Here is a 16,554-nt window from a genome sequence, read left to right as displayed (position 1 = left end):
ATTTAAAATCATGGAAAATCAACTACATATACCTACAGTTGCAGAATTAGTTGCCAAGGGCGAAAGTCCAGACCTGTTGTTCTGGGTTGGCTGTGCAGGAAGTTTTGACGAACGTGCGCAGCGCATTACCAGGGACATCTGCAAGATCCTCCAACATGTAGGCATCAAATATGCCATTTTAGGGACCGAAGAAAGCTGTACCGGCGATCCGGCAAAGCGTGCAGGGAATGAGTTTTTATTTCAGATGCAGGCAATGATGAACATCCAGGTTCTGGATGGTTATGAAATCAAAAAGATCGTTACGGCCTGTCCGCATTGTTTCAACACCATCAAGAATGAATATCCAAGCTTAGGCGGCCATTACGAAGTGATCCACCACTCGCAGTTGATCCAATCCTTGATCGATGAGGGAAAACTGAGACCTGCCGATGGCCATGAATTTAAAGGGAAGAAGATCACCTTCCATGACCCTTGTTATCTAGGACGTGGGAACGGGGTATATGAGGCCCCTCGCAAAGCACTAGAGGTACTGGATGCTGACCTTGTGGAACTAAAACGCTGTAAATCGAACGGACTGTGCTGTGGTGCTGGAGGTGCCCAGATGTTCAAGGAACCTGAAAAGGGTAACAAGGATATCAATGTAGAGCGAATTGAAGACGTCATTGAATCCAAAGCGAGCATCGTTGCTGCCGCATGCCCATTCTGCATGACCATGTTGAGCGATGGTGTCAAAGTAAAAGAAAAAGAACAGGAAATCAAGGTGCTGGATATTGCGGAGATTACGGCAAAAGCCAATAACCTGTAGGGAAACATAATGGTCCAGTAGTAAGGCCTAAAAAATCCCCTTTGTTGATAATCAAAGGGGATTTTTTGTTGGGGTTAATATAGGGGAACAAAAAAAGAAGCTATCTAAGCAAGATAACTTCTTCTATCATTTTCAGAGTGCCCAGGAGCAGATTCGAACTGCCACACCCAATCGGGCGCCACCCCCTCAAGATGGTGCGTCTACCAATTTCGCCACCTGGGCTTAGACATCGCAAAAATACTCTTTATTTTGATTTTTGCAACGAATTTAGACCTTTTCCTTCTTCAGATTTTTATTGATCAATGTTTGGATTATTCCATCAGCCAGACCGATACGTGGCGCCATGATATTCTTCAGGTGCCCTACTTTCATAATGGTCAAGAAGATCTCGGAGGCCGGAATAATAACGTCAGCCCTATCTTGCTTTAATTCAAGCACATTGATCCTATCTTTCAATGAATAAGAGTTCAGGTATACATATAAAGCTTTCAGTTTCGCATATGAAATTGGCTTATCAGCTTTTTCATTAGCTAAACGAGATAGCTTGTTGATGTTACCTCCACTTCCTATACCATAAATATTCTTATACCCTTTGGTAATGTTCTTCACCCATAACTTCATATCATCCCATGTCTCCGGACTATCTTGATTATCCAAGATACGGATAGTACCTAGGTTAAAGGATCTAGAAGCCACCAAGTCACCATTGGCGAACAATGATATCTCGGTACTACCGCCACCTACATCGATATATAGATAAACCTTATTTCTGTCCATGCTGGTATGGCTATGCACATTGTATATGATCTGGGCCTCTATTGCCCCATCAATAATATCAATGTCTACGCCTGCTTCCTTACATGCCTTGACAACATCCTTTCCATTGTCTGCATCACGCATGGCAGATGTAGCGCAAGCCATATAATCGGAAACCTTATAGACATCCATGAGGTTCCTGAAAGCACTCATGGTCTTGATCATGCTCTCAAACTTTCCTTCAGAAATATGTTGATGTATAAAGGCGTCGTCTCCCAATCGAAGGGGAACCCGAAGTAAAGTGTTTTTGTTAAATGTGATTTCGTTCTCTCTTACAATAATATCGGCAATCAACAGGCGGACTGCATTTGAACCGATATCAATAGCGGCATATCTCACGTTATATTAGATTTGAAAAGTTTAACAATGTTAAAAATCCTAAATTAACTAAATGTAAACTTTATATTAAATAGAAGTTTTATTTATTTGGTTCTAGAATCTCTAACTGCCAAAGAATTTGGTCTTTAGTGACAAAGTAAGGTTCATCTTCCCGAATTGTGCGATAGACTTCATCGAATAATTCCATGTAATTCCCTAATTCAGCAGGAACAAACCTAGAAACCAAATTACCTTCTTCATCCGGACTGGTCAAGACCCCTTCCATTCCTTCAGGCTCGATTCCATAGGCAGGATTGTTAGGGAGCATCCCATCGATCAATTGTGCTTCTTGCACGTCGGTTCTATTTTTGATGAAACTACCCTTGGTGCCATGGAGCACAAAACTAGCTTGAGGATTGGCCACTAAAAGACTAGCCGTGATATACACATTCAAGCCAGAGGTATAATTCAGGATAATACAACCATAGTCATCCACAATGGAACCTGGCCTATAAACGCCCCGAACCTTGGTCATCGCTTTAGGCTTGCCAAATAAGGAAATAGCCTGGTCAAGTAAGTGTGAACCGAGGTCGTAAATGACCCCTGATGCTGGGATTTTAGTTTCTTTAAACAGCTTTGGACCCAACTCTGGTTTAAAGCGATCAAAGCGAATGTGCAATTCGATTGGACGCCCAACCTCATTGTTCTCTATGACCTTCTTCAGTGCCAGGAAATCGGCATCAAAACGGCGGTTATGGAAAGGTAAGATATGTTTTCCCATATCATTTGCCACCTTAAAGAGCACATTTGCTTCCGGTGCAGTTGGTGCAAAAGGCTTTTCGATCAGCACATGTTTGCCGGCCTTCAGAGCTTTTAACGCGAACTCAACATGGGTATCGTTGGGAGTGTTGACAATGACCAATTCAATCTCAGGATCGTTGATCAAGTCGTCTACTGAATCATAGCTGATGATATTTGGGTATCTATCCTGCGCCAATTTCTTGGATCGCTCTACAATTCCTCTTAATTCGAAGTTTGGGTTAACCTCTATAAATGGCGCATGGAATACCCTTCCGGACATTCCATACGACAATATACCTGTAACTATCTTGTTTTCTGTCATTTATCTTTGCTTAGTGATGCGCATGGGCATCTGCTTTACCACCTACGGCAGTAAACAACTGAGCAACAGTTTCTGTTTGGGATTGTGCAAAATCACGCAAATCTTTATTGGTATTACGAGAAAGTCTTCTGAATTGTTCTTTTACCAAAGCAACTTGATGTTGGATATGGCTTAAGTACTCCTGGTCAGAATAAACTTTAGCATGTTGTAAAGCCAAAGGAGCTGCAGAATCTGCGATAGTAGAATCATTAACAACAACTGGAGCTTCATTCGGTTCAACGGCAATATTTTCTTGACCTTCACCTGTGAATTTCTCCGTTCCTAGGATTGGGAAATCAACATGGTATTTAGTCGCCAATGAATCCATTTGAGGAAGGATATCAGAGAAAAATTTAGCAGCTTTTGCGGCAGCATCTTTCGCCTGTGCATTACCCACTGTAGCTACATGCTCTGCGTAGGATACCTCATAAGGTGCGATGGACCCTACTTGTCTGAAGAAAGCATACGCATCACCATCAACCAATGTCGTATGTGTGTATTTCAATTGGTTTTCATCAGCCGTTTTGAAAACACAAGAAGATAAAGAAGTACTTGCAAGAACTGCTGCAACTAATAATGTATTTAATTTCATCGCTTTATTATTTTAAAAACACACAAAAATAAAAAAATATCCCTATTAATGCCTATTTCTATCTAATTCAAAATCAATCTAAGCTAAATTTCTTCCTGCATTCACCACTCCATAAATGGTACGGCCGATTAATTTGCGGTATGTTTCTGCTTTAGACTCTTCCATTTTCTGCTTTTCAAGCAAACGGATGGCATAATGCTGGATAATCAACAATGGAAGGATAATTTTTTCTCTCTCTAAAATAGAAGCTCTTTCCACTGGATAATTTTCCATTAATTCTTTCATGCCGGTCAGTTTTAACAGATATTTCTTGGTTAAATCGAACTCATCTTTCAACATTGTCCAGAATTCACCAAATCTTGCATCGTCTTTCATGTAGGACGTGATATCAAAATTGGACTTTGTCATGGACATCATACAGTTGTCGATTACCGTATTGAACATACCTGAAGTTTCGTACAGGTTCTTCACATAAGACCAAAGGTTATTGTCCTCTGCCCATTGCAAAGCCGAACCTACACCAAAGAATCCAGGGATATTCTGTTTCAACTGGCTCCAGGAAGTCACAAAACTGATGGCACGAAGGTCTTCCAACCTCAATTCCCTACCCGAATTTCTCTTCATCGGCCTGCTGGAGATATTCATGCTGGATAGTGATTTCAATGGACTTAAGGTTTCCAGATATTTCAGGAACAAAGGATGATGCCTTAATTCCAAGAATTTCTGATGGCTCTCTGCTGCCATGCGATCGATTACATCCTTCTGCTTTGCTGTCAATGTATCGCCTACCCTTTGCTGCAGATCAGAGATCAAGCCTGCATGTAGCAATTGTTCAATATTATATTTTGCAGAATCCAACGAGCCATACTGACTACTGATGGTCTGACCTTGGATCGTCAATTGAATGTGGTTGTTTTCGATCTCCTTACCCATGGAAGCATAGAAACGCTGGGTTTTACCACCGCCACGCGCTGGAGGGCCACCACGACCGTCGAAGAATATCAGATCCACATCATACTCCCTTGAAATGGCTGTCAATTCGATCTTAGCTTTATAGATCGACCAGTTGGCCATCAGGTAACCGCCATCCTTGGTGCTATCAGAGAAACCCAGCATAATGGTCTGTTTGTTTCCTCTTTTCTTCAGGTGAGCAGCATACACGGGATTTGAATATAAGCTGCGCATTACGTCGGCTGCATGCTTCAGATCATCAACGGTTTCGAATAGAGGAACAAAATCCATGGTTAGATCTTTCTTGGTCCAGCCCTCCCATAGGAATAGCTGCATCAAGCCCAAGATATCGGATGCCTGTTGGCAATTGGAAATTATAAAGCGTTGAACAGCTCTTTCACTTCCTGTGGATTGGATTTCCTTGATCAATCGGATAACCTTAATGGTATCTTCGACAAGTGGATCTATGCCATCCTGCAATTCTAGGTTTGCTTCGGTGAATTTGATGTGTTTTTCCTTCTCTTCTTCCGAGCCTTCAATCTCTTTTAGTTTAATTCCCGTCTCTTTGGGATAGGTTTTTACCAACCAATCAAAGGTACTACGCAAGGCACTGCTGTCTTGGCGGATATCTAAAGTCGTGAAATAGCAGCCGAAAGTTTGGACTTTTCGTCTCAAATCTTCCACGATCTCTACAAACAGTCCGTCATGGTTTTCTTTCAGTACGCGAATGATCTCGGTCAGGTTGTGCAAGATCCTTTCTGTTTCATCGACAGGTTTATCACTTGGGTTGAAGCTGTTTTCATAGAACAGCTCTTGAAGCTCTTCCATGTACTGTTCCACCCCACGGAAGGTAATCCTTCTTTTTACGATCCTGAAATCACGATAATAACATCTAAAGAGAATGGTTCTCAACAGATTTGCCACCTTTTTCGTGCTTTCCCAGGTCACATTTGGATTCCCGTCACGGTCGCCACCTGGCCAAAATCCTAACTCGATAAGGTGATTGACATCCTTAGGATTGATTTCCAGCTCATCTTCTATTTTAGCTTCGATTCCCGATGCAACACTATAAAAGACGTTTTCAAGGAACCAAGCCAAACTGATGGCCTCATCCACCGGAGTCGGACTTTGCTTATTGATAAATGGGGTTTTCCCTAATTGCTGAAGCAACAGGTGTATGGTTGGAATATCGTTTTTCTTGAGTTCATCAATCAGGTCATTGATGATGGACAGCACTGGACCAGGATAGAACTGGGTCGGGTGTGCGGTCAAAACTAACCTAACGGACATATCCTTTAATCTGGAAACGACCTGTTTCTTTAATTGGGGATTTGTCTGGGCAAGATTGAAAATGGATTCCAATCCGCCGGTTTCATCGCTTTTTCCAACGGCCCTGAAGGCAGAATCTTCCACCGCATCAAATAAAACAACCTGACGTTCTATATATTGAACAATGCGAAATAACAAGTCTAGACGGTCATCTTCCTGAACGTACTGCTCATATTGACCGAAGAAACTATCGATGATAACCTCAGGCGATAAATGCTCCTCCACTCCTTTTTCACAATGGGTCGTAAAAAATGGTAGAATAGTCCCCGTATGCTTTACCCTTTGAAAGGGCAAAGTCAAGAACAAACTTTTATATAAATCGAACCTCGTGAGGACTTCATTCTGAAAAGCTATTGTCTTTTGGCTTAATCTCATAGTAAGTAACGTATCTTGATTTTTGATAGTTGATTTGTGAACAAACACAAATATATCATTTTAATATCTTTTTAAGTAACTAATTGTATTATTTACACTAACTAAACAAAAATATTGCTATTTTGATAATGTAGGCTATGTATTTAAATATGGAAACTTTAAAATCTATCTCATATTTCCTCAGTTTAAGGAACGGATCATTAAAATTTTCACGACATGGGTTCAATCGCTTGGATAATTAAAGATTTTATTGAATTTCATGCATTTTACTCCATTATTTAACCACTGCTTACGTATCTTTGTTTCGACAAAACATGAAAAAAACCAAAGAATTAAGCAATTTCTTCTACAGTCAGTATTTTGCTGACGGTCTTCGCATTACCATTGGTTGTGTTGTTCCCATTTTGATCTGTGCCTCTTTGGGCAAATTCCTCTTGGGAACCTATATTTCTTTGGGGGCATTATTAGTGGGACTTTCCGACACACCTGGAGCTCCATCGCATCGCAGGACCGGGATGATCGCTTGCTTAATCGTATGTATCCTGACCCAGTTCATCACCTTTTTAGCCAATGGGAATATTTGGATCATGGCTGTCGTATTGGGCTTTCTTTGTTTTACCTATTCCATGTTTGCCGTCTTCAATGCACGGGCAGCCACCGTTGGATCGATGGGGATCCTGATCATGCTGATCTATGTCGATGATGTGAACAGCTTCCAAGAGGAAATCATGCTCCTCTTCTATTTCTCCCTAGGTGCTATTTGGTATATGCTCATCAGTTTCTCGATTACCCAGGCTAGACCCTATCGATTGGCCCAACAGGAGCTTTCAGAAACCATTAGGCACGTAGGTGATTTCATTAGACTTCGCGCAAATTTCTATGATATAAATAAATCTATTGATGAGAACTACACTAAACTCATCGATAAACAGATTGAAGTACATGAGCATCAAGAAAATGTGCGGGATCTGCTTTTCCAAAGCAAAAGGTCCATTAAGGACACCACCAAAATTGGCCGGTACCTGACCTTGACCTTTAATGATGTAGTAGATCTATTTGAACAGTCCATGACCACCCATTATGATTATGAATTGATCAGAAAGGAATATGGCCATACGGGCATCTTAAAGGATTTTAAGCACCTATTGCTTAAGACAGCAAACGAATTGGACCACCTTGCCTATCAATTGAATGCCAATCGTGTCCCAAAGCCGCTGTACAATTTTAAGGAGGATATTGAAAACATCATGCGCTCCATCGATGCGCTCGAGAAAAAAGAAAACATCAATAGTATCCCGCTGAAAAAGATCTTGATCAGCGTGAGGAACATCAGCATTTTTATCCATAACATCTATAATTATGCGGTTGTAAGACCGAACAACATCAAGAAACAGGAAATCGAGGAAGCATCTAAGTTTATCCAAACCGAACATATTGACTTGAGAAAATTGAAGGATAACCTTTCCTTCAATTCAAGTATTTTCCGGCACGCTCTACGGATGGCTATCGTAATGGCCATTACCTATGTCGTTTTCAATCTGGATTTTTTCAATATCGGCACTATGGGAAGTTATTGGATATTACTGACCATTATGGTGATCTTGAAACCAGGGTTCGGATTGACCAAAGAAAGGAACTTCCAACGCCTCTTGGGGACTATCATAGGGGGTATCATAGGCGCGATAATCTTGATGACCGTACATTCGGAGGTAGCCAGGTTCGTTATTTTGATATTCTTTTTCTTGATTGCCTATAGCCTATTTAGGGTCAACTATATTATGGCAGTCATGTTCATGACACCATACGTCTTGATTATGCTGAGCTTTTCAGGACTCAACACTTTTGAGGTTGCTAAGGAAAGGATTTTCGACACGTTCCTGGGTGGTATGATCGCCTTCTTATCGAGTTATATTATTTTTCCAAATTGGGAAAGTTTCCAGGTCAAGAACAATATCAGGCAATTGTTGATTGCCAATTATAAATACCTCGCTCAGGCGGTTAGGATTTTATCAGGCGAAGAGATCACGGTGACCAGCTATAAGCTTTCGCGCAAGGAACTCTACATTGCTTCTGCCAATATGGGTTCTACTTTCCAGAGAATGCTCTCTGAACCTAAATGGAGGCAAAAGAGCACCAAAGAGGTCAATAGATTGGTTATCTTAAACCATATCCTTTCCTCCTATGGAGCCACCTTGCTAACGCAATTAACGGAAGCTACAGATACTAACTACACCAAGGAACACTTGACACTCTTGAAAAAGGTGCTTCAGAATGTCAGCAAATCTATCGAGGCTGTTCCCATTAAAGGTGCAGATGAATTTATTCCTGTAAGTGATTTTCCCGAGATTACGCCTGAAACGTTGAACCCGGTGGAAACCAAATTAATTACAGAACAATTGCAATTTTTAAATAAAATTTCCTCAGATTTATACAAATCTACCTTGGATGTGATGGAGAAAGAAAGCACTATCCATCCTGGACAAATAGAAATGGCAAATGGACAACTTAATTGATGTATTGATAGTAGGCGGAGGTCCGATTGGGATCGCCTGTGGAATTGAAGCAAAGAAAAACAACTTAAGCCATGTAATCATTGAAAAGGGCTGTTTGACAAACTCCCTATACAATTATCCGATCAACATGACTTTTTTCTCCACCTCGGAGCGATTGGAGATCGGCGACACGCCTTTTGTCACAACAAACCCCAAGCCCAGACGTGCAGAAGCTTTGGAATATTATCGTCGGGTAGAAAAGAAGTTCAATTTAAAAACCCATCTATTTGAAGAGGTATTAACCATCAACAAAATTGATGGCACTTTTCAGGTCACTACCACCAAATCGATCTATAGAGCCAAAAATGTAATCGTAGCTACAGGTTTTTATGATATCCCAATGTACCTCGGAGTACCGGGTGAAGGTTTGGATAAGGTAAGGCACTATTATGATGACCCTCATTATTATGCTAACCAAAAAGTTATTGTCGTTGGAGCCAGCAATTCTTCCATTGATGCAGCACTTGAAACCTATAGAAAAGGTGCAGATGTTACATTGATCATCAGAAGCAAGGAAGTAAGTCCAAGGGTAAAATATTGGGTCCGCCCAGATATCGAGAACCGCATTTCAAATGGAGAGGTTAAGGTCCATTACCGATCAAATATTGTAAGTATCGGGGAAAGAGAAGTTCAGGTCTCGACTCCAAAAGGACTGATCAGTATCGAAAATGATTTTGTTTTGGCACTGACAGGCTATCGACCAAACTTTGAATTCCTTGAAAAGGTCGGTATCGATGTTCCTACAACGGCACCTTGTATTCCCGCCCATAATCCCGAAACGATGGAAACAAACGTAGAAAACCTCTATCTGGCTGGAGTCGTTTGCGGAGGATTGAACACGCACCTATGGTTCATAGAAAACTCTAGGATCCATGCTCACCTCATCGTGAAAAATATTGTGGAAAAGAACCTAAACTCTTAGGCCATTGATAAAGATTTTTGCCAATTTTTTCTGAAGGTTCAGGATATAATCAAACTCTTCTTTGGATGGTGGCAGGAAAAGATTCTTAAATTCCTGAAGGATACCTATACGCATCCCCAATAAAGAAATCAACAAGATCTTGGCGGTTATTTCAATTTCTTCGACTTCGATCTCTTTGGTCTCCAAACCTTTTCGCAAAACGAGGCAGACCTGTTTGATTTCCTTTTCGAACAGAGAAGGTAAAATCGCTTCGATATCTGGTGGCATCTCATTTCTTAGCGAATAACTGAATTCGAACAGATTAAAGTTGTCTTTGATAATGCGTAATCTGGTACAGAGGAAAGCATCCATAGCTTCATTGACACTTTTGGATTGGGAGATTTTTTCCGTGGTTTCATTCACGATCTCATCAACCGCCATTTCAAATACTGCGGCGTATAATCTGTTTTTATCCGGAAAGTAATAGTAAAGTAAGGCTTTAGAAAATGATAGATCTTGGGCAATCTCTGCCATGGTCGTTTTTGCTAATCCATAATGTGCAAATCTACGCTTTGCCGCCTCCAATATCTTCACCCTTTTCGCATCTGCATTTTTTGCCATACACAATAAAATTAGTTTATAATTTGCCGTTTACCTATCTTTACAGCCTTGTAAACTAAGATAGATTAATTTTTCGAACTTTTAAAGGATTCGGTCAAAAAAATGAAAAACGCGACTCAAGAGAATAAATCCCTAAAAAACCTAAATACTTTTGGTATTGAGGCCATGGCAAATCAATATATTAAAGTAGAAGATGAGCAGGTTTTAAAAGACTTATTTTCTGCAGGAGCTTTTGAAAACGAATTTTTCATCTTAGGCGGTGGAAGCAATGTACTTTTCACCAAAGACTATCTAGGACTCATCGTCCATGTGGCCAATAAAGGGATACAACATTTCATTGAAGGAAACCAAGTATTCGTCACTGCTGCTGGCGGAGAAGTTTGGAACGACCTCGTTTGGTACTGTATAGACCATGATTTCCCAGGTTTGGAAAACATGGCCCTGATTCCAGGAACAGTTGGCGCATCCCCTATCCAGAACATCGGCGCCTATGGACAGGAATTGATGCATATCTTCTATTCATGCCGTGCATTTGATTGTAAAACTGGGGAGTTTATCACTTTCAACAATGAAGATTGCCGATTCTCCTATCGTGACAGTATCTTCAAAAGGGATTATAAGGGTAGATTCATTATCTGCAGTGTGACCTACAAGCTTGAACTGTTTGGAAAGATCAACACGAGCTATGGAGCCATTGAAAGCGAATTGGAGAAAAGGGGAATTCGTACTCCAAGCATCAAAGATGTCGCAGAGGTGGTATCCTATATCCGTGTTGAAAAACTTCCTGATCCTTCCACTATAGGCAATGCAGGCAGTTTTTTTAAAAATCCAATTATCACGAAAGCACAATTTTCAGAACTTCAAAAACAATTTCCCGATATCGTACATTATACCATGGACCCCGACCATGAAAAGCTTGCGGCAGGTTGGTTGATAGAGCAATGTGGCTGGAAGGGAAAATCGGTTGGACAGGTTGCCGTGTGGAAAAATCAGGCTTTAGTCCTCACAAACATCGGAAAAGCATCGGGTAATGAAATATTTGAAGTATCGTCTACTATTGTGGACGATGTCAATACACAGTTTGGAGTACTTTTAGAACGTGAAGTAAACATACTATAAAAGTTTTCCACATTTTCGTGACTCCGATATTTTTTTTATTATAAAACAATAATCATCGATTATAATACAATAAAAGGCGATACAGGTTTTTAATCTACTTTCGTATTGCGAAAATTCCTTCTACTAAAATATCGATATCCACAATTTTATTAATTTACTGCACAAGAATTGTACATAGTAGCGTAGAAATATTATGGCTTAATAATTTTTTCGGTTGTTCAGCTTAAATCAGGCTCTTGCCTGAAACACATCGCATCATTTAACTATACTATAATCGCTAATTGTATGAACAAGATCGAATTTAACTCACTAGTTGTTAAGCACTCTGAATCACTTCGAAGTTATGCCAGAAACTTCACCCGTGATCATGAAGATGCTAACGACTTAGTACAGGACACCTTACTAAAGGCCGTCACGTACTTCAAGAACTTCAGGGACGGAACCAATTTGAAAGGTTGGCTTTATACCATTATGAAGAACACCTTTATCAATAATTACCGTCGCATAGTAAAAACGAATTCCTTTATCACAAAGGAGGAAGAAATCTCACAAATTAACCTAGTTGTATCTGCAGCAAAAAACAATGGTGAAAACAAATTCATCATGGAAGACATCAACTATGCTCTTTCCAAGTTATCCGATGAATATTATGTTCCTTTCACCATGTATTTCGAAGGTTATAAATACCATGAAATATCTGACCATTTGCAGATTCCAATAGGAACAGTAAAAACAAGGATACATGTAGCAAGAAAGTCCATGAAAAAGACACTTACTGCATATAAATTCAAAGAGAATTAATTCTCTTTAAGCATCCGAAAAAAAATATTATTAAAGGTTTAGGTAGATTAAGCCATATCCCCTTAAAACTTTTACGCTAATTTAAGGGAAGCCTAAAAAGAAATTCGAGATAAGCTTATTCGCTTATCTCGAATTTTGAAAGTTTTACAAACTCCTGAATACGCTCCGAAATTTCTTCACTGCTCAAATTCTGCAATCTTTCTGTTCCGAATTTCTCCACACAAAAAGAAGCCAAAGCAGATCCAAAAATAATCGCGTTCTTCATATTGGTAAAATTAACGGACTGTAGCTTTGCTAAATATCCGATAAAACCACCTGCAAAAGAATCTCCGGCTCCTGTTGGATCAAACACATCTGCTAATGGTAATGCAGGCGCTGAAAAGATTTGTCCTTCTCCAAACAACAAAGCTCCGTGCTCACCTTTTTTAATGATCAGGTACTGAGGTCCCATCTGAAGGATCTTCTCTGCTGCTTTCACCAATGAGTACTCTCCAGACAATTGTCTCGCTTCTGCATCGTTAATTGTCAACACATCAACTTGCTTCAACACCTCTTTCAACTCATCTAATGCCACATCCATCCAGAAGTTCATAGTATCCAATACCACTAACTTCGGTTTCTTATCCAAACGTTTCAAAGTTGCCATCTGTACCGCTGGGGTCAAGTTACCCAACAACAGATATTCACAGTCTTGATAAGAAGCAGGGATTTTAGGGTCAAAATCAGCCAATACGTTCAGTTCAGTGATCAATGTATCACGGCTGTTCATATCATTATGGTATTTTCCAGACCAGAAGAAAGATTTTCCTCCAGGAATAACTTCAATACCTTCAACATTGATCCCTCTTGATTTGATGATGTTTAAGTTATCATCTCCAAAGTCTTCACCAATTACAGAAATTAATTTAACATCTGGGAATAGATAAGATGCTGCTAATCCAGCAAATGTTGCTGCTCCACCTACGATTTTATCTGTTTTGCCAAATGGGGTTTCAATGGCATCGAAAGCAACTGTTCCAACGATTACTAAACTCATGGATATAAATTATGTTATAAAAAAAATGCCGGCGATTGGCCGGCTGTTTTATCTTGCTCCTGAAGCTGGGCTCGAACCAGCGACCCTCTGATTAACAGTCAGATGCTCTAACCAACTGAGCTATTCAGGAATTCGAATTGATAAGGTTGCCCTCATCTTCAAAGTGGTACAAAAATAGGTTTTTAATAATTAATTCACAAACAAAAAATTGAAAATTTATTAATAAAAAGCCTTTCAATACGTAATCCACTCATATCCAACGAAAATTATCTTATCAATTCGATCTACTAAATATAACGATTGACTAAATTCTCCAGGAATTCTTGTTTTCCACTTCTCATTTCTGGCTCACCGTTCTCTACCGCATAGCTTCTCAGATCCTCTAAAGTCAATTTGCCTTGTTCATACTCCGCTCCTTTTCCTTTGTCAAAACTTGCATAACGATCCTTACGGATTTTTTTGAACTCAGATTTCTGAAGGATATTATCTGCTGTAACCAATGCTCTGGCAAAGGCATCCATCCCGCCAATATGAGCATAGAACAAATCTTCTGGGTCAGTTGAATTTCTTCTGATCTTCGCGTCGAAGTTCACTCCACCGCCTTGTAAGCCTCCTGCTTCCAAAATAATCAACATCGCTTCTGTCAATTCATTCAGATCATTTGGGAATTGATCGGTATCCCATCCGTTTTGGTAATCCCCACGGTTGGCATCGATTGAACCTAACATTCCTGCATCCGCTGCAACCTGTAATTCATGTTGGAAAGTATGACCAGCTAATGTTGCATGGTTAACCTCAATGTTCAATTTAAAATCATCCAAAAGATCATATTGCCTTAAGAAGCTGATAACCGTCGCGGAGTCATAATCATATTGATGTTTTGTTGGTTCACATGGCTTCGGCTCAATAAAAAATGTTCCTTTAAATCCATTTTTACGAGCATAATCTTTTGACATATGTAGGAATTTTGCCAAATGCTCCTGTTCGCGTTTCATGTTGGTATTCAACAAGGACATATACCCCTCTCTACCACCCCAGAACACATAGTTTTCACCTTTTAGGGCTATTGTTGCATCTAAAGCTGCTTTCACTTGAGCCCCAGCATGCGCCAAAACATGGAAATCAGGATTGGTGGAAGCCCCATTCATATAACGATGGTGGCTGAAAAGATTGGCTGTACCCCATAACAACTTAATTCCACTTTCTTTTTGTTTTTCCTTCGCATATTCGACGATTGCAGCCAGATTGGAATCATTTTCATTGACATCATTACCATAGTCCACCAAATCTACATCATGGAAACAGTAATATGGCAATTGCAATTTCGTCATAAACTCAAAAGCGGCATCCATCTTATCTTTTGCGCGATCTAGTGTTTTCGATTTTTCATCCCAAGGAAAGAAATGGGTCTGCCCACCAAAAGGATCCGCTCCGTTTCCATTGAATGAATGCCAATAGGCACATGCAAATTTAAAATGCTCCTCCATAGTCTTTCCGCCGATTACTTTTTTAGCATCATACCAGCGAAATGCCAATGGATTATCGGAATCTAAGCCTTCGTACTTGATTTGCCCGATATTCTTGAAATACTCTTTTTCTCCAATTAAAACTTTCATATTTATAGTTGATTATAATTTCTGTAATAAACTTTCCTTCCAATTTGCATAGAGGTCATTATAGATATCCTTCTGCTGAGGTTCGATGGTCTTTATCTTTTTCAAGCCCGAGAATGCCTCTTTTTTATCTTTATACAGCTGTGCTCCAATTCCTGCTCCTAATGCCGCTCCAACGCTTCCGTCATTCTCATAAAGTTCTACTGGTACATTGGTTACACCAGCAAAGGATTGCTGAAACACAGGGCTCAGGAACATGTTGGCATAACCGGCCTTAATAACCGTAGGATGGATTTCATTTTCCTTAATGATATCTAGACCATAACGAAACGAATGGGCTATCCCTTCTTGGACGGCACGCCAAATATGGGAAGCGTCATGTCGCACAAAGTCGAGATTCTCAATATGCCCATTAACAGTTTTATTGTTCAGCATGCGCTCAGCACCATTCCCAAATGGCAATACTACAATCCCTTCAGAACCAATAGCGACTCCAGCGGCTTTTTGGTTTATCTGATCGTAATCCAGGCCTTGAGCTGTCAGCTTTTTGATCCAACTATTTTGGATACCGGTTCCATTAATACATAATAGCACACCGATATTACTTTGTTCTTTACTATGGTTGACATGGGCAAAACTGTTCACCCGTGATTGCTTATCAAAAATCAAATGGTCTGCAACCGCATAGATCACACCAGAGGTACCGGCCGTTGCAGCGACTTCTCCAGCATCAATTACACCAAGGGATAAAGCATTATTAGGTTGATCTCCTGCCTTATAGCTTACTATAGCTTTCTCCGAAAGTCCTAATTCAGTGGCTACAGCCTTATCGATGGAACCATAGTTTGAAAAGATTGCTTGCACTTCAGGGACTAAAGACTGATCTATACCATAATAATCCAATAAAGTATCTGATAAGGTGTCTTTTTCGAAATCCCAAAGAATGCCTTCAGAAATGGAACTCGGATTAGAATTGATCTGCTTAGTCAGGCACATACATAAAAAATCGCCTGGAAGCATAAACTTATGAACCCTTTCATACAATTCAGGCTCATTGTTCTTTACCCAAGACAGTTTTGATGCCGTAAAATTACCAGGAGAGTTAAGATGGGATCTTAGAAAACCTTTAGGTTCCAAGGATTGGAAAGCCTCGTTTCCAATTTCCACTGCCCTACTGTCACACCAAATAATGGAATTGCGCAGTACTTTCTGGTCCTTATCAACCAGCACTAGGCCATGCATTTGATAGGCAATTCCAATGGCAGCGATATCCTTCGGATCATATTGACCACTAGCATTGGCTTTCAATATGGCTTTCTTGGTATTTTGCCACCAAAGTTCAGGGTCTTGTTCAGCCCAACCTTTTTGCTGCGAAATGATTTCAGATTCCGTCTCTGGATATTGGGCAGAAACAATTCGTTTCCCGGTCTGTGCATCCAACACGGAAACTTTAATAAAAGAGGTCCCTAAGTCAATCCCTAGTAATAGCATAAATTGTTTATAATGGATAAGTTGATTCCACAATATAATTATTTTTAAAATAAGACCTATACTCTATTATGA

At 40.1% G+C, this 16,554-nt stretch carries 13 protein-coding genes and 2 tRNA genes; 5 read left to right on the top strand and 10 right to left on the bottom strand.

What is annotated here, in order from left to right; all coding sequences use genetic code 11:
- Positions 1–10: 10 nt before the first annotated feature.
- The gene (locus tag ACWICE_RS17745) at positions 11–805 is read left to right on the top strand and encodes a (Fe-S)-binding protein (RefSeq protein ID WP_185214035.1); all 795 of its coding nucleotides are present in this window, start codon (positions 11–13) and stop codon (positions 803–805) included.
- A 138-nt stretch (positions 806–943) separates the two neighbouring features.
- On the opposite strand, the gene ACWICE_RS17740 is transcribed toward ACWICE_RS17745, so the two are convergent.
- From ACWICE_RS17740 to ACWICE_RS17720, 5 genes are all read right to left on the bottom strand, one after another.
- Positions 944–1,027 (bottom strand) — tRNA-Leu (locus tag ACWICE_RS17740).
- 45 nt (positions 1,028–1,072) lie between these two features.
- Positions 1,073–1,960, bottom strand: coding sequence for a Ppx/GppA phosphatase family protein (locus ACWICE_RS17735; protein WP_185214036.1), 888 nt, complete (start codon positions 1,958–1,960; stop codon positions 1,073–1,075).
- 79 nt (positions 1,961–2,039) lie between these two features.
- Entirely contained in the window at positions 2,040–3,062 is a 1,023-nt protein-coding gene (locus tag ACWICE_RS17730; protein ID WP_185217605.1) for a Gfo/Idh/MocA family oxidoreductase, read from the bottom strand.
- A gap of 10 nt (positions 3,063–3,072) precedes the next feature.
- Positions 3,073–3,693: a hypothetical protein gene (locus ACWICE_RS17725; RefSeq protein ID WP_185214038.1), complete on the bottom strand. Its 621-nt coding sequence runs from the start codon at positions 3,691–3,693 to the stop codon at positions 3,073–3,075.
- A gap of 78 nt (positions 3,694–3,771) precedes the next feature.
- Positions 3,772–6,348 (bottom strand): phosphoenolpyruvate carboxylase, encoded by a 2,577-nt coding sequence (locus ACWICE_RS17720; protein WP_454291255.1) that lies wholly within the window; start codon positions 6,346–6,348, stop codon positions 3,772–3,774.
- A gap of 314 nt (positions 6,349–6,662) precedes the next feature.
- Between ACWICE_RS17720 and ACWICE_RS17715 the strand changes: the two genes are divergently transcribed.
- Both ACWICE_RS17715 and ACWICE_RS17710 read left to right on the top strand, forming a co-directional pair.
- The gene (locus ACWICE_RS17715) at positions 6,663–8,861 is read left to right on the top strand and encodes an FUSC family membrane protein (protein ID WP_454298911.1); all 2,199 of its coding nucleotides are present in this window, start codon (positions 6,663–6,665) and stop codon (positions 8,859–8,861) included.
- Entirely contained in the window at positions 8,845–9,822 is a 978-nt protein-coding gene (locus tag ACWICE_RS17710) for a YpdA family putative bacillithiol disulfide reductase (RefSeq protein WP_454298910.1), read from the top strand. Before ACWICE_RS17715 ends, ACWICE_RS17710 begins: the two co-directional genes overlap by 17 nt.
- Here ACWICE_RS17710 and ACWICE_RS17705 read toward each other — a convergent pair.
- The gene (locus ACWICE_RS17705; protein WP_185214042.1) at positions 9,811–10,422 is read right to left on the bottom strand and encodes a TetR/AcrR family transcriptional regulator; all 612 of its coding nucleotides are present in this window, start codon (positions 10,420–10,422) and stop codon (positions 9,811–9,813) included. The two genes, ACWICE_RS17710 and ACWICE_RS17705, sit on opposite strands and share 12 nt — an antisense overlap.
- A 102-nt stretch (positions 10,423–10,524) precedes the next feature.
- Here ACWICE_RS17705 and murB point away from each other — a divergent pair, with 102 nt between their 5' ends.
- Together murB and ACWICE_RS17695 are read left to right on the top strand one after the other, a co-directional pair.
- The gene (murB, locus tag ACWICE_RS17700) at positions 10,525–11,541 is read left to right on the top strand and encodes a UDP-N-acetylmuramate dehydrogenase (protein ID WP_454298909.1); all 1,017 of its coding nucleotides are present in this window, start codon (positions 10,525–10,527) and stop codon (positions 11,539–11,541) included.
- A 285-nt stretch (positions 11,542–11,826) separates the two neighbouring features.
- Positions 11,827–12,342 carry an RNA polymerase sigma factor gene (locus tag ACWICE_RS17695; protein WP_185214044.1) on the top strand — a complete coding sequence of 172 codons (516 nt, stop codon included), beginning with the start codon at positions 11,827–11,829 and terminating at the stop codon, positions 12,340–12,342.
- A gap of 115 nt (positions 12,343–12,457) precedes the next feature.
- Here ACWICE_RS17695 and ACWICE_RS17690 read toward each other — a convergent pair whose 3' ends face one another.
- The 4 genes from ACWICE_RS17690 to ACWICE_RS17675 all read right to left on the bottom strand — a co-directional run bounded on the left by ACWICE_RS17690 (position 12,458) and on the right by ACWICE_RS17675 (position 16,482).
- Positions 12,458–13,378 carry a PfkB family carbohydrate kinase gene (locus ACWICE_RS17690; RefSeq protein ID WP_454298908.1) on the bottom strand — a complete coding sequence of 307 codons (921 nt, stop codon included), beginning with the start codon at positions 13,376–13,378 and terminating at the stop codon, positions 12,458–12,460.
- A gap of 56 nt (positions 13,379–13,434) precedes the next feature.
- Positions 13,435–13,508 (bottom strand) — tRNA-Asn (locus ACWICE_RS17685).
- A 157-nt stretch (positions 13,509–13,665) separates the two neighbouring features.
- The gene (gene xylA / locus ACWICE_RS17680; RefSeq protein ID WP_185217608.1) at positions 13,666–14,994 is read right to left on the bottom strand and encodes a xylose isomerase; all 1,329 of its coding nucleotides are present in this window, start codon (positions 14,992–14,994) and stop codon (positions 13,666–13,668) included.
- 12 nt (positions 14,995–15,006) lie between these two features.
- Complete coding sequence (locus ACWICE_RS17675; RefSeq protein ID WP_454298907.1) at positions 15,007–16,482, bottom strand: xylulokinase; 1,476 nt, start codon at positions 16,480–16,482, stop codon at positions 15,007–15,009.
- Positions 16,483–16,554 lie beyond the last annotated feature (72 nt).

Source organism: Sphingobacterium sp. NPDC055346, from assembly GCF_053645235.1.
Note: the sequence above shows the minus strand (reverse complement) of the source record. Positions and strands in the feature narration are given on the sequence as shown.

Bases quoted from the DNA above. Each gene is read 5' to 3' on its own strand.
- ACWICE_RS17715 (WP_454298911.1), top strand. From the start codon at position 6,663: ATGAAAAAAACCAAAGAATTAAGCAATTTCTTCTACAGTCAGTATTTT.
- murB (WP_454298909.1), top strand. From the start codon at position 10,525: ATGAAAAACGCGACTCAAGAGAATAAATCCCTAAAAAACCTAAATACT.
- ACWICE_RS17720 (WP_454291255.1), bottom strand. From the start codon at position 6,348: ATGAGATTAAGCCAAAAGACAATAGCTTTTCAGAATGAAGTCCTCACG.
- ACWICE_RS17695 (WP_185214044.1), top strand. From the start codon at position 11,827: ATGAACAAGATCGAATTTAACTCACTAGTTGTTAAGCACTCTGAATCA.
- ACWICE_RS17690 (WP_454298908.1), bottom strand. From the start codon at position 13,378: ATGAGTTTAGTAATCGTTGGAACAGTTGCTTTCGATGCCATTGAAACC.
- ACWICE_RS17745 (WP_185214035.1), top strand. From the start codon at position 11: ATGGAAAATCAACTACATATACCTACAGTTGCAGAATTAGTTGCCAAG.
- ACWICE_RS17710 (WP_454298910.1), top strand. From the start codon at position 8,845: ATGGACAACTTAATTGATGTATTGATAGTAGGCGGAGGTCCGATTGGG.
- ACWICE_RS17730 (WP_185217605.1), bottom strand. From the start codon at position 3,062: ATGACAGAAAACAAGATAGTTACAGGTATATTGTCGTATGGAATGTCC.
- ACWICE_RS17725 (WP_185214038.1), bottom strand. From the start codon at position 3,693: ATGAAATTAAATACATTATTAGTTGCAGCAGTTCTTGCAAGTACTTCT.
- ACWICE_RS17675 (WP_454298907.1), bottom strand. From the start codon at position 16,482: ATGCTATTACTAGGGATTGACTTAGGGACCTCTTTTATTAAAGTTTCC.
- xylA (WP_185217608.1), bottom strand. From the start codon at position 14,994: ATGAAAGTTTTAATTGGAGAAAAAGAGTATTTCAAGAATATCGGGCAA.
- ACWICE_RS17705 (WP_185214042.1), bottom strand. From the start codon at position 10,422: ATGGCAAAAAATGCAGATGCGAAAAGGGTGAAGATATTGGAGGCGGCA.